Genomic DNA, 15745 nt, shown 5'->3' with positions numbered 1-15745 from the left:
TTTTCCACCCCTGACCGCCAGAACGGATAGCCTTAAAGACATGTCTAGCTCCACCGATGCCCGCCGCCAAGAAGTCCTGCGCGCCATCGTCGCGGACTACATCGCCTCGCAATCGCCGGTCGGCTCCAAGGCCCTGCTCGAGCGCTACCAGCTGGGCGTGTCCTCGGCGACGATTCGCAATGACATGGCCGTGCTCGAAGCCGAAGGCCTCATCGCCCAAGAACACGCCAGCTCCGGGCGCGTGCCCACGCAGAAGGGCTACCGCCAGTTCGTCGACACGCTCCACGACGTCAAGCCGCTCTCCAAGGCCGAGCGCCGCGCCATGCTCACCTTCCTCGAAGGCGGCGTCGATTTGGAAGACGTCCTGCGCCGTTCGGTCCAGCTGCTGGCCCAGGTGACCAAGCAAGCTGCCGTGGTGCAGATGCCCAACCTCAAAGTCTCCCGCGTCAAGCACTGCGAGGTCGTAGCTTTGTCACCGGTGCGCCTGCTGCTGGTGCTGATTACGGATAATGGGCGCGTCGATCAGCGCAATGTGGAGCTCGATGACGTCATCGACCCCGAGCAGACCCACCGCCTGCGCGATATCCTCAACACCGCCCTGGAGGGTAAGACGCTCACCGATGCCTCGGCGGAGTTGGCCGCGCTTGTCGACGACTCCCCAGCCGACATCCGCCCCCACCTCCTCAAAGCAGCCACCACGCTGATTGAGACCCTCGTCGAACAGCCCTCCGATCGCCTGATTATGGCGGGCACCTCTAACCTCACCCGCGTGGCCCTGCCCGAGGGCCTGCCGTCGATCATCGAGGCCCTGGAAGAGCAGGTCGTGGTGCTGAAATTGCTGGCGCGCGTGCCAGACCTGGGCAATGTTTCGGTCTCCATCGGCGAGGAAAACGAGGCCGATGAGCTGCGCCAAACCTCCGTCGTGGCCACGCGCTATGGATTCGGCACCGGCTCGGAGGCCGCAGCACTCGGCGGGCTCGGTGTGGTGGGTCCGACGTATATGGACTACTCGGGAACAATCTCCAAGGTCTCTGCCGTTGCACGCTATGTGAGTGAAATTCTGGCGGGCGAGTAAGCTGGCCCGTCGGATTAGATTTAGCATCAACGAGATATAGAAGGATGACAGTACGTGGCTCGTGACTACTACGGCATTCTTGGTGTAGAAAAGTCGGCGTCGGATGCCGAGATTAAGAAGGCCTACCGCAAGCTGGCGCGCAAGTACCACCCGGACGTGAACCCGGGCGATGACGAGGCCGCGGAGAAGTTCCGCGAGGCTTCCCTTGCGCAGGAGGTTCTGCTGGATCCGCAGAAGCGCCGGGTTGTGGACATGGGTGGTGACCCCATGGAGGAGCGCGCAGCCCAGGGCGGCGGCTTTGGTGGTTTCGGTGGCGGCGGCCTCGGGGATATCTTCGCCGAGTTCTTCGGCGGGGGAGCTGCCTCCCGCGGTCCGCGTTCCCGCGTGCAGCCGGGCGATGATGCGCTCCTGCGCACCACCATTACCCTCGAGGAGGCCTATAGCGGCGTGAAGCAGCAGGTTAAGGTCGATACCGCTGTGATCTGTGACCGCTGTGAGGGAACCGGTTCCGAGTCCAAGTCCAAGCCGGTGACCTGTGATCACTGCGGCGGCATGGGCCAGGTCCAAGAGGTCCAGCGCAGCATGTTGGGCAACATGATGACCACCCGCGATTGCCCGAAGTGCTACGGCTTCGGCGAAGTAGTCACCGATCCTTGTGGCCACTGCGGCGGTGATGGCCGCGTGCGCAAGCGTCGCGATATTACGGTGAATATCCCCGCCGGCATTGGTGATGGCATGCGCATCCGCATGGCGTCCCAAGGCGAGGTCGGCCACGGCGGCGGCCCCGCTGGCGACCTGTACGTTGAGGTGCACACCGAGCCGCACCCCGTCTTCGAGCGCAACGCCGATGACCTGCACCTGACCGTGCGCGTGCCCATGGTGGATGCCGCGCTGGGTGCTTCGTGCACCGTCGAGCAGCTCGACGGCGAGGAGCTCACCATCGATATCGCGCCGGGCACCCAGCCGGGCGAGTCCATCACCCTCCAAGGAAAGGGCATGCCGCGCCTGCGCACCGACGGCTTTGGCAACCTCCACGCCCACGTGGATGTTGTTGTCCCGACTGACCTGGATAAGAAGACCCGCGAGGCACTGGAGAAGGTCCGCGCCGCCGGCCACGGCGGCACCGAGGTCCACCACGCCGGGGATGGCCAGGGCGAATCCCTCTTTAGCCGCTTCCGCGATAAGTTCCGCCGCTAATGTCTCTGCCCGTCTTCCTCCACCCGGATCTCTCCCTCGCTGAGGTTGGCCAGCCGGTGGGCCTCGAGGGTGCGGAGGGCCGCCACGCGGTCACCGTCAAGCGCATGGGCCCAGGGGAGCACCTGGTCCTGATCGATGGGTCCGGGCGCCGCGCCACCGCGACCATCACCGATACGCAGGGCAAGGACACGCTGGCCGCGCTTGTCGACGACCTCGCGATCATCCCCGAACCCTCCCCGCGCGTCATCGTGGTCCAGGCCATCCCGAAGTCGGAGCGCTCCGAGCTCGCCGTCGACCTGGCCACCCAGGCCGGGGCGGATGAGATCATCGCCTGGCAGGCGGATCGCTGCGTGTCCAAGTGGGATGCCAAGAAGGCCCCGAAGGCGCTAGCCAAGTGGGAATCCGCGGCCGTGGCGGCCGCTAAGCAATCGCGCCGCGCGCGCGTGCCCGCCGTGCGCGGCCCGCTGACCACCCGCCAGCTGTGCCAGGAAATCTCCGGTGCTCGCGCGCTGGTCCTCCACGAGGACGCCGAGGCTCGGCTCAAGGATCTTGCTGACCTCGACTCCGCCGAGACCATCTACCTGCTGGTGGGCCCGGAGGGCGGCATCGGCGCGGAGGAACTAGCCCGCCTGCGGGAGGCCGGGGCGACGGCGATCAAGTTGGGGCCGGAGGTGTTGCGGACGGCGTCGGCAAGCATGGTGGCCTTGGCCAGCATCGGCACCCTGACCGCGCGCTGGTAGCCTTTTGGGCGTGCCTATTATCACCACCAAGTTTGATCTCGATTCCGCCTACCTCGCCACGGTGCTCGGTCCGGCGGACGATAACCTGCGCGTTTTGGGCAACCTCGTGGGCGTGGACCTCTTCGCTCGCGGGACCACAGTCACCGCCGCCGGCCCGGACTATGAGGTGGCCCGCGCGCGCAAGGTCCTCGAAGAGCTCGAGGCGATTGCCCGCCGTGGGCATCCGGTGAGCACCGATACCGTGAAGCACACCCTGGACCTGGTCACGGTGGATGCCCCAGCCTCTGTGTCTGAGACGCTCGCGGCGGATATCGTCTCGCGCCGCGGCAAGGCCGTGCGCCCGAAAACTCTTGGCCAATCGCGCTATGTGCAGGCCATCGATGAGAACACGATTGTCTTCGGTATCGGTCCGGCCGGTACCGGTAAGACCTACTTGGCGGTGGCGAAAGCGGTGCAGGCCCTGCGCGCCAAGCAGGTCAGCCGCATTATCTTGACCCGCCCGGCAGTTGAAGCGGGGGAGAAGCTGGGCTTTCTGCCCGGCACCCTCAACGACAAGATCGACCCTTACCTGCGCCCGCTGTACGACGCTTTGCGGGACATGATCGATCCGGAGATGATTCCAAAGCTCATGGAGGCCGGCATCATTGAGGTCGCACCCCTGGCCTATATGCGTGGCCGCACGCTCAACGATGCCTTCGTCATCCTCGACGAGGCCCAAAACACCACCCCGGCGCAGATGAAGATGTTCCTGACGCGCCTGGGCTTTGGCTCCACCATCGTGGTGACCGGCGATATTTCCCAGGTGGACTTGCCCGGTGGCCAGGTCTCCGGTCTGCGCCTGGTGCGCCGCATTCTGAAGGGCGTGCCGGATATCCACTTCGCGGAGCTGGGCTCTGCTGATGTGGTGCGCCACCAGCTGGTCGGGCGCATTGTCGAGGCCTACGATAACTTTGCTGAGCAGGAGGAGAAGAAATGAGCATCGAGTTTATTAACGAGTCCGGTTATGACGGCGTCAACGAGGAGATGCTGATCGACGTCTGCTCCTACGCCCTCGGCCGCCTCGACGTGAATCCGGATGCCGAGTGCACGATTACTGCGGTGGATCTGGATACCATCGCGGAGCTGCACGTGCGCTGGATGGACCTAGAGGGCCCGACCGATGTGATGAGCTTCCCCATGGATGAGCTCACCCCGGGTGCTACCGCTGGCCGCCCCGACGCGGTGGAGGCCGGACCTGCGATGCTGGGCGATATTGTGCTCTGCCCGGAGTTTGCTCAGCGCCAGGCCACGGCCGCCGGCCACTCACTGGGCCACGAGCTGGCTCTGCTCACCGTGCATGGTTGCCTGCACCTGCTGGGCTATGACCACACCACTGCGGCGGAGGAGAAGGAAATGTTCGGCCTGCAGAACGAGCTGCTGGCGGACTGGTATGAGGACTTGGCGGCGCGTGGCGTGAGCTACCAGCCCAAGCCTTCTGGCCCGAAGGCCTTCCCGGATGCCGCCGAGCGCGCGAAGCTCGATGGGGAAGTCCCCGGCGGCGGTCTGTAATCCGGATGCGGGTGGGCCCACCGCCTGTGTCAGTTGCGGCCAAACACAGGCAGTTCGTTTGCTTAAATGAGGCCAATCGTTGAGGTGCTACGTGGGGCGTAGCACAATGGAGAGTTATGAACATCCTCTCCATTCAGTCCCATGTCACCTTCGGCCACGTGGGCAACTCCGCAGCAGTCTTTCCCCTTCAGCGCGCCGGCCATGAGGTGTGGCCCATTCACACGGTGAACTTCTCCAACCACACCGGTTATGGCGATTGGGGCGGGCCGATGATCCCGGCGGAAGAGGTCACGGCGATTGTGGATGGCATCGAAAAGCGCGGCGCCTTCCCGCGTATCGATGCGATCCTGTCTGGCTACCAGGGCGGCCCGGACATCGCCGGCGCCATCGTGGATGCCGTGAACCGCATCAAGGCGGTCAACCCGCGTGCCCTCTATGCCTGCGACCCGGTCATGGGCAACGCCAAGTCCGGCTGCTTCGTCTCCGACGAAATCCCGCCGCTGCTGCGCGATAAGGTCGTTCCGGTCGCGGACATCATCACCCCGAATCAGTTCGAGCTGGGCTACTTGACGGACTCCGAGGTGGGCACCTTGGAGCAGACCCTCGCCGCGGTGAAGCGCGCTCAGGAGATCGGACCGAAGACTGTGCTGGTGACCTCGGTGCAGCGCCCAGAAACCGGTGAGGACGAGATTGAGATGCTCGCCGTTGATGGCGAGCGCGCCTTCCTGGTGACCACCCCCAAGTTGCCGTTCAAGCGCAATGGTTCGGGCGATGTCACGGCCTCGCTTTTCACCGGCCACTACGTGGAGACGCATGATGCGAAGGAAGCGCTCAAGCGCACCGCGTCTTCCGTCTTCGACTTGCTGCAGAACACCTACGAGGCAGATTCCCAGGAGCTGCTGCTCATCGAGTCGCAGGACGTCTTCGCTCACCCGCAGCTGCAGTTCCAGGTCACGGAGCTCTAGCTTTCACGCCTCTTTCGCTGCCCGCGCGCCTTCGTGGCCTTGGGCTCTGCCTGGTTTTCTTGGCCTCGCGCATCAGCCTGAGCCTTGGTCTTGCCTTGGTCTTGCTTGGTCTCGCGCGCCAGTCTGATCCTTGGCCCGCAAAAGGCGTCCGACAAATGGCATCCCGCAGAAGGCATCTGTCAGAAGGCGTTTTCACTCCTGAAAACGCCTTTTGCTGCGTCCAGATGGCGTTTTTGCTACCAAAGACGCCTTTCGGAAGATGCCGTTTGCAAGATGCCATGTGGCGCAAGCTTTTTCGCAGTCGACATGCGGCGGATACGCTCGCGCCAGCAACTTTCACCCTCACCTCACCGCTGCTTCCGCGGCCCTCCCTTTAACGATGTGGTTTCCAGCCATAAGGTGCTACTCACATGGTTCGGGTCAGAAGGTTCTCTTGGGGGCAAACAAACCTTCTGGAGGTCGCTAGATGGTTCGTTTGGGGGCAAAGAAACCTTATGACTAGAACCGCCTGACTGGAACCATCTGCAGGGCGGATGACCCCCGGAGGAGCACAGAAGGTCCCTTTAGTCTGCTCCCTTCGCACACTAAAGGGACCATTTAGCACGCGAAAACCGGCACCAGATGGTCCCTTTGCACAGAGAAGGGACCAGAGTAGAAGGACCAAACTACAAGGACCATCTGCCGGCGCATCGGCAGGAAGCTCGCCGTGCGGCCCGGCGAGAGTCAGAACAGCGCTTTACAACAAGAACGGGACTCGACAGCTCGTGCGTTATGATATGAGGCAATATGAGCACTGATTTCGATGCCGCCTTCGCCGACCTGCCAGCCGAGGGCGAAGCCAACGCCGCCGACTATTCGCAATACACCGACACGCCTGAGGGCTTCCGCTCCGGTTTCGTGTCTTTCGTCGGCCGCCCCAACACCGGCAAGTCCACCCTGACCAACGCGCTGGTGGGGCAGAAGATCGCCATCACGGCTGACCAACCCGAGACCACCCGCCACCCCATCCGCGGCCTGGTCCACCGCGAGGACGCGCAGATCGTCCTCGTCGACACGCCCGGCCTGCACCGCCCGCGCACTCTGCTCGGCGAGCGCCTCAACGAGGTCGTCAAAGACACCTATGCCGACGTCGACGTCATCGGCCTGACCATCCCCGCGGATGAGAAGATTGGCCCCGGTGACCGCTGGATCCTCGAGAACGTCCGCAAGGTCGCGCCGAAGACCCCCATCATTGGTATCGTCACCAAGCTGGACAAGGCATCCAAGGACCAAGTCGGCGCCCAGCTGCTGGCCCTGCATGAGCTGCTCGCCGAAGAGAACCCCGATGCCGTGGTCATCCCCGTTTCCGCCACCGAGCGCGTGCAGCTGGATGAGCTGACCCAGGTCATCGTGGACCACCTGCCCGAAGGCCCCAAGTTCTACCCCGATGACCATGTCACCGACGAAGACCAGTCCAAGCGCATCGCCGAGCTGATCCGCGAGTCCGCGCTCTCCGGCCTGAAATACGAGCTGCCGCACTCGGTCGCCGTCGAGGTCGACGAAATCCTGCCCAGCCAGGAACGCCCCGACGTCCTCAACGTCCACGCCATCCTCTACCTGGAGCGCCCTGGCCAAAAGCGCATCATCGAGGGCAAAGATGGCCGCCGCTTCCGCCGCATCGTGGGCACCGCCCGCAAGGAAATCATCCAGCTGCTGGGCCAGAACGTCTACCTTGACCTGCGCATTAAGGTTTTGAAGAACTGGCAATCGGACCCGAAGGCGCTGGGCCGCCTGGGCTTCTAAGAGCTGGCGAGCTTCTACATGCGCGAGAATTTCCGCGACCGCGCCCTCGTCATCCGCACCTATGATTTCGGCGAGGCAGATCGCATCATCGTGCTCTTGACCCGCTACCACGGCCTCGTGCGCGGGGTGGCCAAGGGGGTTCGCCGCGCCAAGTCGCGCTTCGGCTCGCGCCTGCAGCTCTTCGTCAACCTCGACGTGCAGCTTTATCCCGGCCGCAACCTCTACACCATTTCCCAGGCCGATACCGTTGATTACTTCGGCGCGCGCATCATCGAGGACTACGAGCGCTACACCGCCGCGTGTGCTGCGCTCGAATCCGCCGAGCGCCTCGCCGCCGCCGATGCCCCCGGGGACCCCTACCTCTACGATGCCTGCGTCGATATCCTCAACCAACTCCAGCACGGAGATCCGCTCATGCTTCTCGACGCATTCCTCCTCAAAGCCATGTCCCACGCCGGCTGGGCACCCAGCCTTTTCGATTGCGCCCAGTGCCAAAGGCCCGGCCCCCACCACGCCTTCCACCCGGCCGTGGGCGGAGCTGCCTGCCACCAATGCCGCCCGCCGGGAGCCGCCGAGGTGGACCCGGAAACCCTGCACCACATGTGGCTTATCGCTCACGATCACCCCAGCCAGCCGACGAACGCCCAAGCCCAAGAGGCCCATCGCCTCACCCGCGCGCACCTGCAATGGCACCTTGAGCGAAGCGTTGGCGCGCTGGGCATCATGGAACAGTAGACTGTAATCCGTGATTACGCCTGACCCGAACCGAGTTCTGCATCCGCCCGCTATCCCGCAGGAGTTCCTGCCGCGCCACATCGCGCTGGTCATGGACGGAAACGGCCGCTGGGCGGAGGAGCGCGGCATGAAGCGCACCGAAGGCCACCGGCGCGGGGAAGCCGTGCTTCTCGACGTCGTCGATGCCTGCCTTTCCCTCGGTGTTCCTTATCTTTCCGCCTATGCTTTCTCCACCGAGAATTGGCGCCGCAGCGCGGAGGAAGTCCGCTTCCTCATGGGCTTTAACCGCGACGTGCTGCGCCGCCAGCGCCACTGGCTCAACGAGAGGGGAGTGCGCGTGGTGTGGGCCGGCCGCCGCCCGCGCCTGTGGCGCTCCGTGATCAAGGAGCTCGAGGCCGCCGAGGAGCTCACCAAGGACAACACCACGATGACCCTGGTGATGTGCGTGAATTACGGTGGGCGCGCCGAGCTTGTCGACGGCATCCGGGAACTCGCCGAGCAAGTCTCCCGCGGCTACCTGGACCCGCGCTCCATCAACGAGAAGACGGTGAGCTCGGTGATGTATGACCCCGATATGCCGGACGTGGATCTGTTCTTGCGCCCCTCCGGTGAGAAGCGCACCTCCAACTTCCTGCTCTGGCAGTCGGCTTATGCAGAGATGATTTACCAGGACAAGCTCTTCCCGGATTTCACTCCGGAAGACTTGTTTGCCGCGGTGGAGGAGTACGCGCGGCGCGACCGCCGCTTCGGCGGCGTCAAGTAGCCAGCATCGTTTCTAACGCCCGAAACCCTGATTTCGGGCCTTAGTTTCGGGCGCGGCACTCGGCGCAGATGCCGAAGATTTCGGCATCGTGGCCGGTCAGCTCGAAGTCGTGCTTCTTGGCTACCGAGGAGGCCCACTCTTCAATCGGGCCGCCATCGATTTCTTCGGTGCGGCCGCATTTGGTGCACACCAAGTGGTGGTGGTGCGCATCGCTCTCGCAATGGCGGTAGAGGGTCTCGCCGGAGGGCATGTGGAGCGCGTCGACGGCTTCAATCTCCGAAAGTGATTGGAGCGTGCGGTAGACGGTGGTGAGGCCGACTTTCTGGTTACCGTCGATAAGCGCCTGGTGAATGTCCTTGGCGGAGACGAACTTGTCGAGACTGCGCAGGACCTCAACGACGGCGGTGCGCTGGCGGGTATTGCGAGCGCCGAGTTTGGGAATACTGTCGTGGATGGCCATGGGGCTTAGTTTATCAACACACTTCCATTAAGAGGTGGCCAGTGAGGCGTCGCGAAGCAAAGGCAGCACCTTAGGGGCCACCAAAGAGTAACGGACTTCACGGCCGGTGCGTTCACTGTCGACGATGTTCGCGCGCTTGAGAACCCGCAGGTGCTGGCTGATAAGCGGCTGCGATTTGCCGGTCGCGGCGACCAGCTCGTGGACGTAGTGGTCGCGCTCGGAGAGGCGCTGAATGATATCGATGCGCAATGGTGAATCCAAAGCGCTAATCACGGTGGCAGCCGCCGCCAGATCAAAGGAAAGGGTGTCAGTCTGGGTGTTGGTCACGCCATTCACCTTCAGTCATATCTATTGATGGAGAGTTAAAAAGAGAGCTATCGGTACTATAGCCGAAGAATGCGGAAATGTGTATAAAATGCACCACACTTTTGGGGTGAAGGCACGCGGCGATGAGGGGCACGCTAGACTAGGCCGCACTGTATAAAGACTGTCCCCTACCAGAGGAGTCCCATTAGCTATGGCATCCGTCATTGATACCGTCGTCAGCCTGTGTAAGCGCCGCGGCTTGGTCTACCAGGCAGGTGAAATTTATGGCGGTTCCCGCTCTGCGTGGGACTACGGCCCGCTTGGCGTCGAGCTCAAGGAAAACATCAAGCGCCAGTGGTGGCGCCACATGGTGCAGTCCCGCGATGACGTCGTGGGCGTCGATACGTCCGTGATCCAGCCACGCCAGGTGTGGGTGTCCTCCGGCCACGTTGAGGTTTTCACCGACCCGCTGGTGGAGTCCAAGCACACCGGTAAGCGCTACCGCGCGGACCACCTGATCGAGGCCTACGAGGAAAAGCACGGCCACGAGCCGGCCAACGGCCTGGCTGACATCAACGATCCGGAGACTGGCCAGCCGGGTGACTGGACCGAGCCGAAGGCCTTCTCCGGTTTGCTTAAGACCTTCCTGGGCCCGGTCGACGACGAGCAGGGTCTGCACTACTTGCGCCCGGAGACCGCGCAGGGCATCTTTGTGAACTTCAAGAACGTGATGACCTCGGCGCGTATGAAGCCGCCATTCGGTATCGCGAACATCGGTAAGTCCTTCCGCAACGAGATCACCCCGGGTAACTTCATCTTCCGTACCCGCGAGTTCGAGCAGATGGAGATGGAGTTCTTCGTCAAGCCGGGCGAGGACGAAGAGTGGCACCAGTACTGGATCGATGACCGCTTCAACTGGTACATCGACCTCGGTATCAAGGAAGAGAACCTGCGCCTCTACGAGCACCCGCAGGAGAAGCTCTCCCACTACTCCAAGCGCACCGTGGACGTGGAATACGCCTATAACTTCAAGGGCTCCAAGTGGGGCGAGCTGGAAGGCGTGGCCAACCGTACGGACTACGACCTTTCCGTGCACACCAAGGGCTCGGGCGAGGACCTGTCCTACTTTGACCAGGAGGCCGGCGAGCGCTGGACCCCGTACGTCATTGAGCCGGCTGCCGGCCTGGGTCGCGCCATGATGGCCTTCCTTATCGACGCCTACGACGAAGAGGAAGCCCCGAACGCCAAGGGCGGCACCGATAAGCGGGTGGTGCTGCGCCTGGACCGCCGTCTGGCGCCGGTCAAGGTGGCCGTGCTGCCGCTGTCGAAGAAGGAAGAGCTGTCCACCCCGGCCCGCGAGCTGGCCAACAAGCTGCGCGCCAACTGGAACGTGGAGTTCGATGTCTCTGGCGCCATCGGCCGCCGCTACCGCCGCCAGGACGAGATTGGTACGCCGTTCTGCGTGACCTATGACTTCGACACCCTCGAGGACAACGCGGTCACCGTGCGTGAGCGTGACTCCATGGAGCAGGAGCGCGTCAAGCTCGACGAGCTTGAGGCTTACCTGGCCGCTCGCCTGGTTGGCTGCTAATGCATTACACCAGCTGGGACCGCAGTGACCGCCAGAACCCGGTCCTCCTCGTGGGGGAGGGGCCGGCGTCGTTGGGCATGTTCCAGGAACGCTCGGCAGATGTGGAAGGCGAGCACTGGCGCTTAGGCCTCGATGACCTGGGCGCGTCGGTGACCTTGGAAGATGACCGCGTCTACCGCCTGGCGGGCAACCCCAAGCGCGATAAGCGTTTGGAGGCCTCGCTGGATGGGCGCACCTTTGCCTTCATCAACGAGGCCGGCGGGGACTGGATTGTGGAGGACCACGAGGGGCTGAAAATCGCCCAGTTCTCCTCCAAGAACTCTGGTGTGCGCAAGGCCATTCTCGAATTTGAGGGCGAGGAGAGCGATGATTCCGATGATCTCAGCCATTCGGAAATTGCTGCGTTGAGCTGGTTTACGCGCGTCATTTTGGAGGCCCGGACGCAGAAGACCGCGATCCCGATCATCGCGACGCTGCTGCTCATGACCATCGTCGCCATCATCGCGGTGCTTCTCTGATGCAGCGTTGGGTGTGGCGCGACGGGGCGCTGGTGGATGACGCGGGCGAGGTCATCGCCCGCGTGGCCCCGACGGGCCTAGTGCTGCCCGGGACGGGCACCACCATCGCCTTCGAGCACATCCCGGGCGCGCGCCGTTTCGCGGTGCGCGGTGCTGACTTTTCCGCGGAGCAGGCCAGCTTCACGGTGAACAAGCTGCGCGCGGTCTGTCAGGGCCGCGAGTACCTGCTTGAGCGCACGAATCCATTCCGCCGCGAGCGCCGCATTCTCGCTCTGTCTGGCCCCGCTGCCGAGGTTGCCCGCACCACCCCGCGGGGCCGCGACCTCGAAGTTGCGGTGGGCGAGCTCCCCCTCACGGACGCCGCCTTCACCAGCTACTGTTGCCTGCTTCTCGACGGCTCCATCCGCCCCTTCCGCACCTAAGCCCACCTTCCGCGGTGCCGCCCATTTGTGCACCGAACCCCTACTTCGCACTGCTGCCCGTCAAAGCCCACTTCGCTTTCTTGCTGCCTGCCTGCTCGGCGCACGTCCCCTTCTTGCTTCCTGCCTGCTAGGCCGTGCTTTCCGCTCTCTCACAGATGGTCCTTCTGGTTTGGTCCCTCCACTCTGGTCCCTTATGAGTGCAAAGGGACCATGTGGCGCAGCTTTTCGCCTGATAGATGGTTCCTTTACTAGGCAAAGGGACCAGAATAAAGGCACCAAACTAAAGGGACCTTTCGCGATATAACCTGCACCGACATGCGAGTAGTGGAGTTTGTCTTCGAAGAGGAGCTCTCCGAGTGTGTTTGCTCGGCTTGGTATGCCGGTAGAGGGTTCGAGTCAGATGGTTGCAGTCATAAGGTTTGCTTGCCCCCAAACGAACCATCTAGCGCATTGCAGAAGGTTTACTTGCCCCCAAGCGAACCATCTGAGGCGAACCGTTTGACCAGAACCATGTGCATGACCGGTTTACACCAATCATGTACGTGCACCAATCCCGTATCCGTGGATCTACTTGGCCGACAACCGAGTCGGCGCCCAGCGGCCCGGTGTGTGCAAGGGCATCCGGCAGAAGGCATCTCGCAAACGGCAACCGACAGTCCGGCAGAAGGCATCTGGCAAATGGCGTCTGTCAAAAGGCGTCTTTGGGTCTGAAAACGCCATGTAGAGGGAGCAAAAGGCGTTTTTAGCTGTGAAAACGCCTTCTAGAAGATGCCTTTTGCAAGGCGCCTTGTGCGAGATGCCATGTGGGACCGTCCCGGTTGGGAGATATCGGGTGCGGGCCGCGGGCTTCGAGGCCTAGGCGCGGGAAGGGGAAGAGGGGGCTGGGAAGAGCTGGTGCGGGGAGAGAGGACGGAGAAGTGGGTGAAGCCGGCTGGGAGGAGCTGATGTGGGGAAGGGGGGAGAGGACCGCTAGAAGGAGCCGCCGCGGAAGCCGCCACCACCGCCGCCGCCCGAGAAGCCACCTCCGCCGAAACCGCCTCCGCCGGAGAATCCACCACCGAAACCACCGCCGTGGCCGCGGGAGCTGCCACCGCCGAGGATCTGGCCCAACACCATGCCGGTCAAGATGTTGCCCGCGGCATCGGTGGCCTGGCGGCGCTGTTCCTGGCGGCGATAAGCCTCCAGGTCTTGCTTCGCGCGGTTGAGAGAAGTCTGCGCGGCAGAAGCGGCATCACGAGAGTAGTTGAGGGCTGCGCGTAGATCCTTGGAGGCGGAGTTTTGGGCTTGGGCGAAGAGGCGGGTGGCATCGGCAAGAGCCACACGCGCATCGGGTCCCACCACGCGACCACGCGAGGAGAGCAAGTCCTCAGCTGCCTGGATAGCGGATTCGGCCGCGGCCATCTGCTGGCGGTAAAGCGCAATCTGGCGCTCGCGGGTGGCGTTGGTCTCGCGGACGGTATCCAGCTGCTGGTCGAGCTCACCATCGATAGCTGTCAGAGCCGTGTACTGACCCAGCGGATCGCCCTGACCCTGCTCGCGGGCCGCGCGCAGAGCCTCCCGGGCACGGGCCAGCAACTCCTCCAAGGCGGCCCAATCTGCAGTCGAGCCCTGGGCCTTGCCGCGCTGCTCGAGGTGCTGTGCTTCAGCGATTTCTTCCTCGACCTCATCGATGAGCGCAGGTAAGTTATCGCGCGCCGCCGTAATCGAGTTCTCCGCATTCTCCACGCCATTCAGCAGGCGGTCGGAGACTTCCAAGGCGTGCTCGGCATCGCGGATATAGCCCACCAAGGGGCCCTGCTGGCCAGCGGGCTGGGACTGCAGTGAACGGCCACGCTCCAGCAGCTTCTCTGCCTCATTGAGCGAGACCTCCGCCATCTCCGGGTTATCCGCGATGGAGGACAAGGCCTCCTCGGTATAAGAACCGGTGAGAGCAGACAAAGTAGCGCGCGCCTGCGGCAGACGCCCGCGCAGGTCCACCACCCGGCGCGTCAGCTCATCCAGCTTGGAGCTGGCGTTAATAAGCAAGTCACGCATCTTGGCAAAGTCAGCCGCCTTCTCATCTAAGGCATCATCGGCCTGCCCGCAGGAGGAGATGATCTCCACCAGCATCTGGCGGCGCTCCGCCGTCGATTCCGGCAGGTTATCTTGCAGCTTCTGCTGCAGTTGGAAGGCCTTCTGCAGGGTCAGCGTGGAATGGTTCATCGCGCGCGTGAACGGGCGGGTGCGCTCGGGACCGAACTCGGCCACCGCAATATCGAGCTCCTCCTTGCCGCGGCGGATCGACTCATCGGTGGAGACCAGCTCCTCCTGGGCCAGCTTCTCCAAGGTCGCCATGTCCAAGCGGTCGAGCTGCGCGGTATTGCTCGGCTCAATCTGGCGCGCCGACTCCAACGTGGCCGCCGAGTCCTTCTTTGTCCTGCGCCTGTTGGCCACCGCGATTCCGCCACCCGCCAAAGCCAGCGCGCCCGCGCCGCCAGCTAGCCACAGGCCTCCCGAGCCATCGGAATCAGAAGCAGCAGAAGCGCCAGAAGAAGACCCCGCAGAACCGGAAGCGGCAGCGTCGACAAGCGCGAGTGCGGAAGCACCGAACTGGCGGCCGTCGGCAAGCTTGGCGTAGGCCGCCTCATACATCACATCCAGGCGCCCGCGCGGCCACTCTTTACCCGTCTGCACGCCCACGGTGGAGTCATCCACGCCCACCACATAAGCCGCGGAATTCGGGCCCTTGGCCTGCACAATCTCACCGGCATAAGCCTCCGCGCCCTCCGGCAGCGAGGACGCAAAGACCACGAAAATCACCACGTGGTTTTCCTGCTGCAGCGCGCTAATCTTCTCCTCCAACTCGGCCTTCTCCGAGTCCGAGAGCACCCCCGCCTCATCCGTCACCTTATCCGTGAGCGAGGCCGCCTCCGGCGCGGCAACAACGAAGTCCGCAGCCAAGGCCGGGCTAGCAGTGGCCAACCCCAGCACCAGGGCGGCGAGGGCGGCGCGTCCAATACGAGCAGCAGTAGTCATGCGCACCACGATACCTGCCACCCAACGCTAAAGTGGACAGGCAGTGAAGTACGTTATTGTCCTCGGCGCCGCGCAATACGACGGGCGCCCCTCCCGCATCCTTCGCGGCCGCGTGCGCTTCGCCGCCGAATACGCCACCGCGCACAACCTGCCCATCATCACGGTGGGCGGGAACTTGCCCGGCGATAGGTTCACCGAAGCCGGGGTGGCACGGGCCTTGCTTGACGACGAACCCCTCACCGTCACCGCCCTCGAAGAAGGCCTCGACACACGCAGCGAACTGGCCGCCGCACGCGAAAAACTTGGTGTGAGCGAGGCCGTCATCGTCACCGACCCGCTCCACCGCCTGCGCACCTTCCTCATCGCCCGCCAGGAAGGCATCCGCGCCACCGTGCTGGGCACGCCCTATTATCCTTCGCCGCGTTTTTCCATCCCGTGGTGGCGCTACCTGGCCCACGAAACCGGTGGTCTGGCTTACCTGGGCCTGCGCACCTTGCTGGGGGAGGAGCGCACCGAGGGCGTGCGCGCGGCCTTCTATCGCATCGAGCGCCTCATCCGCCCTAACCAGGCCCTGCGCCACCGCGTCATTGGCGCGAGGCAGACCCAGGACGGCCGGGACTCCGCCTAA

16 protein-coding genes are annotated in these 15745 nt (G+C 63.6%); 13 read left to right on the top strand and 3 right to left on the bottom strand.

Annotated elements, in window-relative coordinates; translation table 11 throughout:
• Positions 1–40 precede the first annotated feature (40 nt).
• The 9 genes from hrcA to HMPREF3056_RS07370 all read left to right on the top strand — a co-directional run bounded on the left by hrcA (position 41) and on the right by HMPREF3056_RS07370 (position 8805).
• Complete coding sequence (gene hrcA / locus HMPREF3056_RS07415) at positions 41–1075, top strand: heat-inducible transcriptional repressor HrcA (protein ID WP_046649033.1); 1035 nt, start codon at positions 41–43, stop codon at positions 1073–1075.
• A 54-nt stretch (positions 1076–1129) separates the two neighbouring features.
• Positions 1130–2272 carry a molecular chaperone DnaJ gene (gene dnaJ, locus HMPREF3056_RS07410; RefSeq protein WP_070545439.1) on the top strand — a complete coding sequence of 381 codons (1143 nt, stop codon included), beginning with the start codon at positions 1130–1132 and terminating at the stop codon, positions 2270–2272.
• Entirely contained in the window at positions 2272–3012 is a 741-nt protein-coding gene (locus HMPREF3056_RS07405) for a 16S rRNA (uracil(1498)-N(3))-methyltransferase (protein ID WP_070679345.1), read from the top strand. The genes dnaJ and HMPREF3056_RS07405 overlap by 1 nt, the downstream gene beginning before the upstream one ends.
• Before the next feature lie 10 nt (positions 3013–3022).
• Positions 3023–3988, top strand: a complete 966-nt coding sequence (locus tag HMPREF3056_RS07400; protein ID WP_046649036.1) for a PhoH family protein — start codon at positions 3023–3025, stop codon at positions 3986–3988.
• Positions 3985–4560, top strand: coding sequence for an rRNA maturation RNase YbeY (gene ybeY, locus HMPREF3056_RS07395; RefSeq protein ID WP_070679347.1), 576 nt, complete (start codon positions 3985–3987; stop codon positions 4558–4560). Before HMPREF3056_RS07400 ends, ybeY begins: the two co-directional genes overlap by 4 nt.
• 116 nt (positions 4561–4676) lie before the next feature.
• Positions 4677–5525, top strand: a complete 849-nt coding sequence (pdxY, locus tag HMPREF3056_RS07390; protein WP_070679350.1) for a pyridoxal kinase PdxY — start codon at positions 4677–4679, stop codon at positions 5523–5525.
• Positions 5526–6311: 786 nt separating this feature from the next.
• A complete protein-coding gene (gene era / locus HMPREF3056_RS07380; protein WP_046649038.1) occupies positions 6312–7307 on the top strand; it encodes a GTPase Era in 996 nt (331 codons plus the stop codon).
• 18 nt (positions 7308–7325) lie between these two features.
• Complete coding sequence (gene recO / locus HMPREF3056_RS07375; RefSeq protein WP_046649039.1) at positions 7326–8042, top strand: DNA repair protein RecO; 717 nt, start codon at positions 7326–7328, stop codon at positions 8040–8042.
• Positions 8043–8052: 10 nt separating this feature from the next.
• Positions 8053–8805 carry an isoprenyl transferase gene (locus HMPREF3056_RS07370; RefSeq protein ID WP_070754453.1) on the top strand — a complete coding sequence of 251 codons (753 nt, stop codon included), beginning with the start codon at positions 8053–8055 and terminating at the stop codon, positions 8803–8805.
• A 40-nt stretch (positions 8806–8845) separates the two neighbouring features.
• Here HMPREF3056_RS07370 and HMPREF3056_RS07365 read toward each other — a convergent pair whose 3' ends face one another.
• Positions 8846–9265 (bottom strand): Fur family transcriptional regulator, encoded by a 420-nt coding sequence (locus tag HMPREF3056_RS07365; RefSeq protein ID WP_070754452.1) that lies wholly within the window; start codon positions 9263–9265, stop codon positions 8846–8848.
• Between the two features lie 27 nt (positions 9266–9292).
• On the bottom strand, positions 9293–9592 hold the full coding sequence (locus HMPREF3056_RS07360) for an ArsR/SmtB family transcription factor (RefSeq protein ID WP_070519606.1): 300 nt from the start codon (positions 9590–9592) through the stop codon (positions 9293–9295).
• Between the two features lie 190 nt (positions 9593–9782).
• Between HMPREF3056_RS07360 and HMPREF3056_RS07355 the strand changes: the two genes are divergently transcribed.
• Genes HMPREF3056_RS07355 through HMPREF3056_RS07345 form a run of 3 tightly spaced genes read left to right on the top strand, consistent with a single transcriptional unit; the run spans position 9783 to position 12102 of the window.
• Complete coding sequence (locus HMPREF3056_RS07355) at positions 9783–11162, top strand: glycine--tRNA ligase (RefSeq protein ID WP_070754451.1); 1380 nt, start codon at positions 9783–9785, stop codon at positions 11160–11162.
• Positions 11162–11680 (top strand): hypothetical protein, encoded by a 519-nt coding sequence (locus HMPREF3056_RS07350; protein WP_070754450.1) that lies wholly within the window; start codon positions 11162–11164, stop codon positions 11678–11680. Before HMPREF3056_RS07355 ends, HMPREF3056_RS07350 begins: the two co-directional genes overlap by 1 nt.
• Positions 11680–12102 carry a hypothetical protein gene (locus tag HMPREF3056_RS07345; RefSeq protein WP_049157286.1) on the top strand — a complete coding sequence of 141 codons (423 nt, stop codon included), beginning with the start codon at positions 11680–11682 and terminating at the stop codon, positions 12100–12102. Before HMPREF3056_RS07350 ends, HMPREF3056_RS07345 begins: the two co-directional genes overlap by 1 nt.
• Before the next feature lie 969 nt (positions 12103–13071).
• On the opposite strand, the gene HMPREF3056_RS07340 is transcribed toward HMPREF3056_RS07345, so the two are convergent.
• A complete protein-coding gene (locus HMPREF3056_RS07340; RefSeq protein ID WP_070754449.1) occupies positions 13072–15117 on the bottom strand; it encodes a TPM domain-containing protein in 2046 nt (681 codons plus the stop codon).
• 43 nt (positions 15118–15160) lie between these two features.
• Between HMPREF3056_RS07340 and HMPREF3056_RS07335 the strand changes: the two genes are divergently transcribed.
• Positions 15161–15745, top strand: a complete 585-nt coding sequence (locus tag HMPREF3056_RS07335) for a YdcF family protein (RefSeq protein WP_070754448.1) — start codon at positions 15161–15163, stop codon at positions 15743–15745.

Source organism: Corynebacterium sp. HMSC056F09 (assembly GCF_001815785.1).
In the GTDB taxonomy this organism is placed as follows: domain Bacteria; phylum Actinomycetota; class Actinomycetes; order Mycobacteriales; family Mycobacteriaceae; genus Corynebacterium; species Corynebacterium hiratae.
Note: the sequence above shows the minus strand (reverse complement) of the source record. Positions and strands in the feature narration are given on the sequence as shown.

Coding starts and splice junctions, on each gene's coding strand:
- hrcA (WP_046649033.1), top strand. CDS start 41: ATGTCTAGCTCCACCGATGCCCGCCGCCAAGAAGTCCTGCGCGCCATC.
- HMPREF3056_RS07405 (WP_070679345.1), top strand. CDS start 2,272: ATGTCTCTGCCCGTCTTCCTCCACCCGGATCTCTCCCTCGCTGAGGTT.
- ybeY (WP_070679347.1), top strand. CDS start 3,985: ATGAGCATCGAGTTTATTAACGAGTCCGGTTATGACGGCGTCAACGAG.
- pdxY (WP_070679350.1), top strand. CDS start 4,677: ATGAACATCCTCTCCATTCAGTCCCATGTCACCTTCGGCCACGTGGGC.
- era (WP_046649038.1), top strand. CDS start 6,312: ATGAGCACTGATTTCGATGCCGCCTTCGCCGACCTGCCAGCCGAGGGC.
- recO (WP_046649039.1), top strand. CDS start 7,326: ATGCGCGAGAATTTCCGCGACCGCGCCCTCGTCATCCGCACCTATGAT.
- HMPREF3056_RS07365 (WP_070754452.1), bottom strand. CDS start 9,265: ATGGCCATCCACGACAGTATTCCCAAACTCGGCGCTCGCAATACCCGC.
- HMPREF3056_RS07355 (WP_070754451.1), top strand. CDS start 9,783: ATGGCATCCGTCATTGATACCGTCGTCAGCCTGTGTAAGCGCCGCGGC.
- HMPREF3056_RS07350 (WP_070754450.1), top strand. CDS start 11,162: ATGCATTACACCAGCTGGGACCGCAGTGACCGCCAGAACCCGGTCCTC.
- HMPREF3056_RS07345 (WP_049157286.1), top strand. CDS start 11,680: ATGCAGCGTTGGGTGTGGCGCGACGGGGCGCTGGTGGATGACGCGGGC.
- HMPREF3056_RS07340 (WP_070754449.1), bottom strand. CDS start 15,117: ATGACTACTGCTGCTCGTATTGGACGCGCCGCCCTCGCCGCCCTGGTG.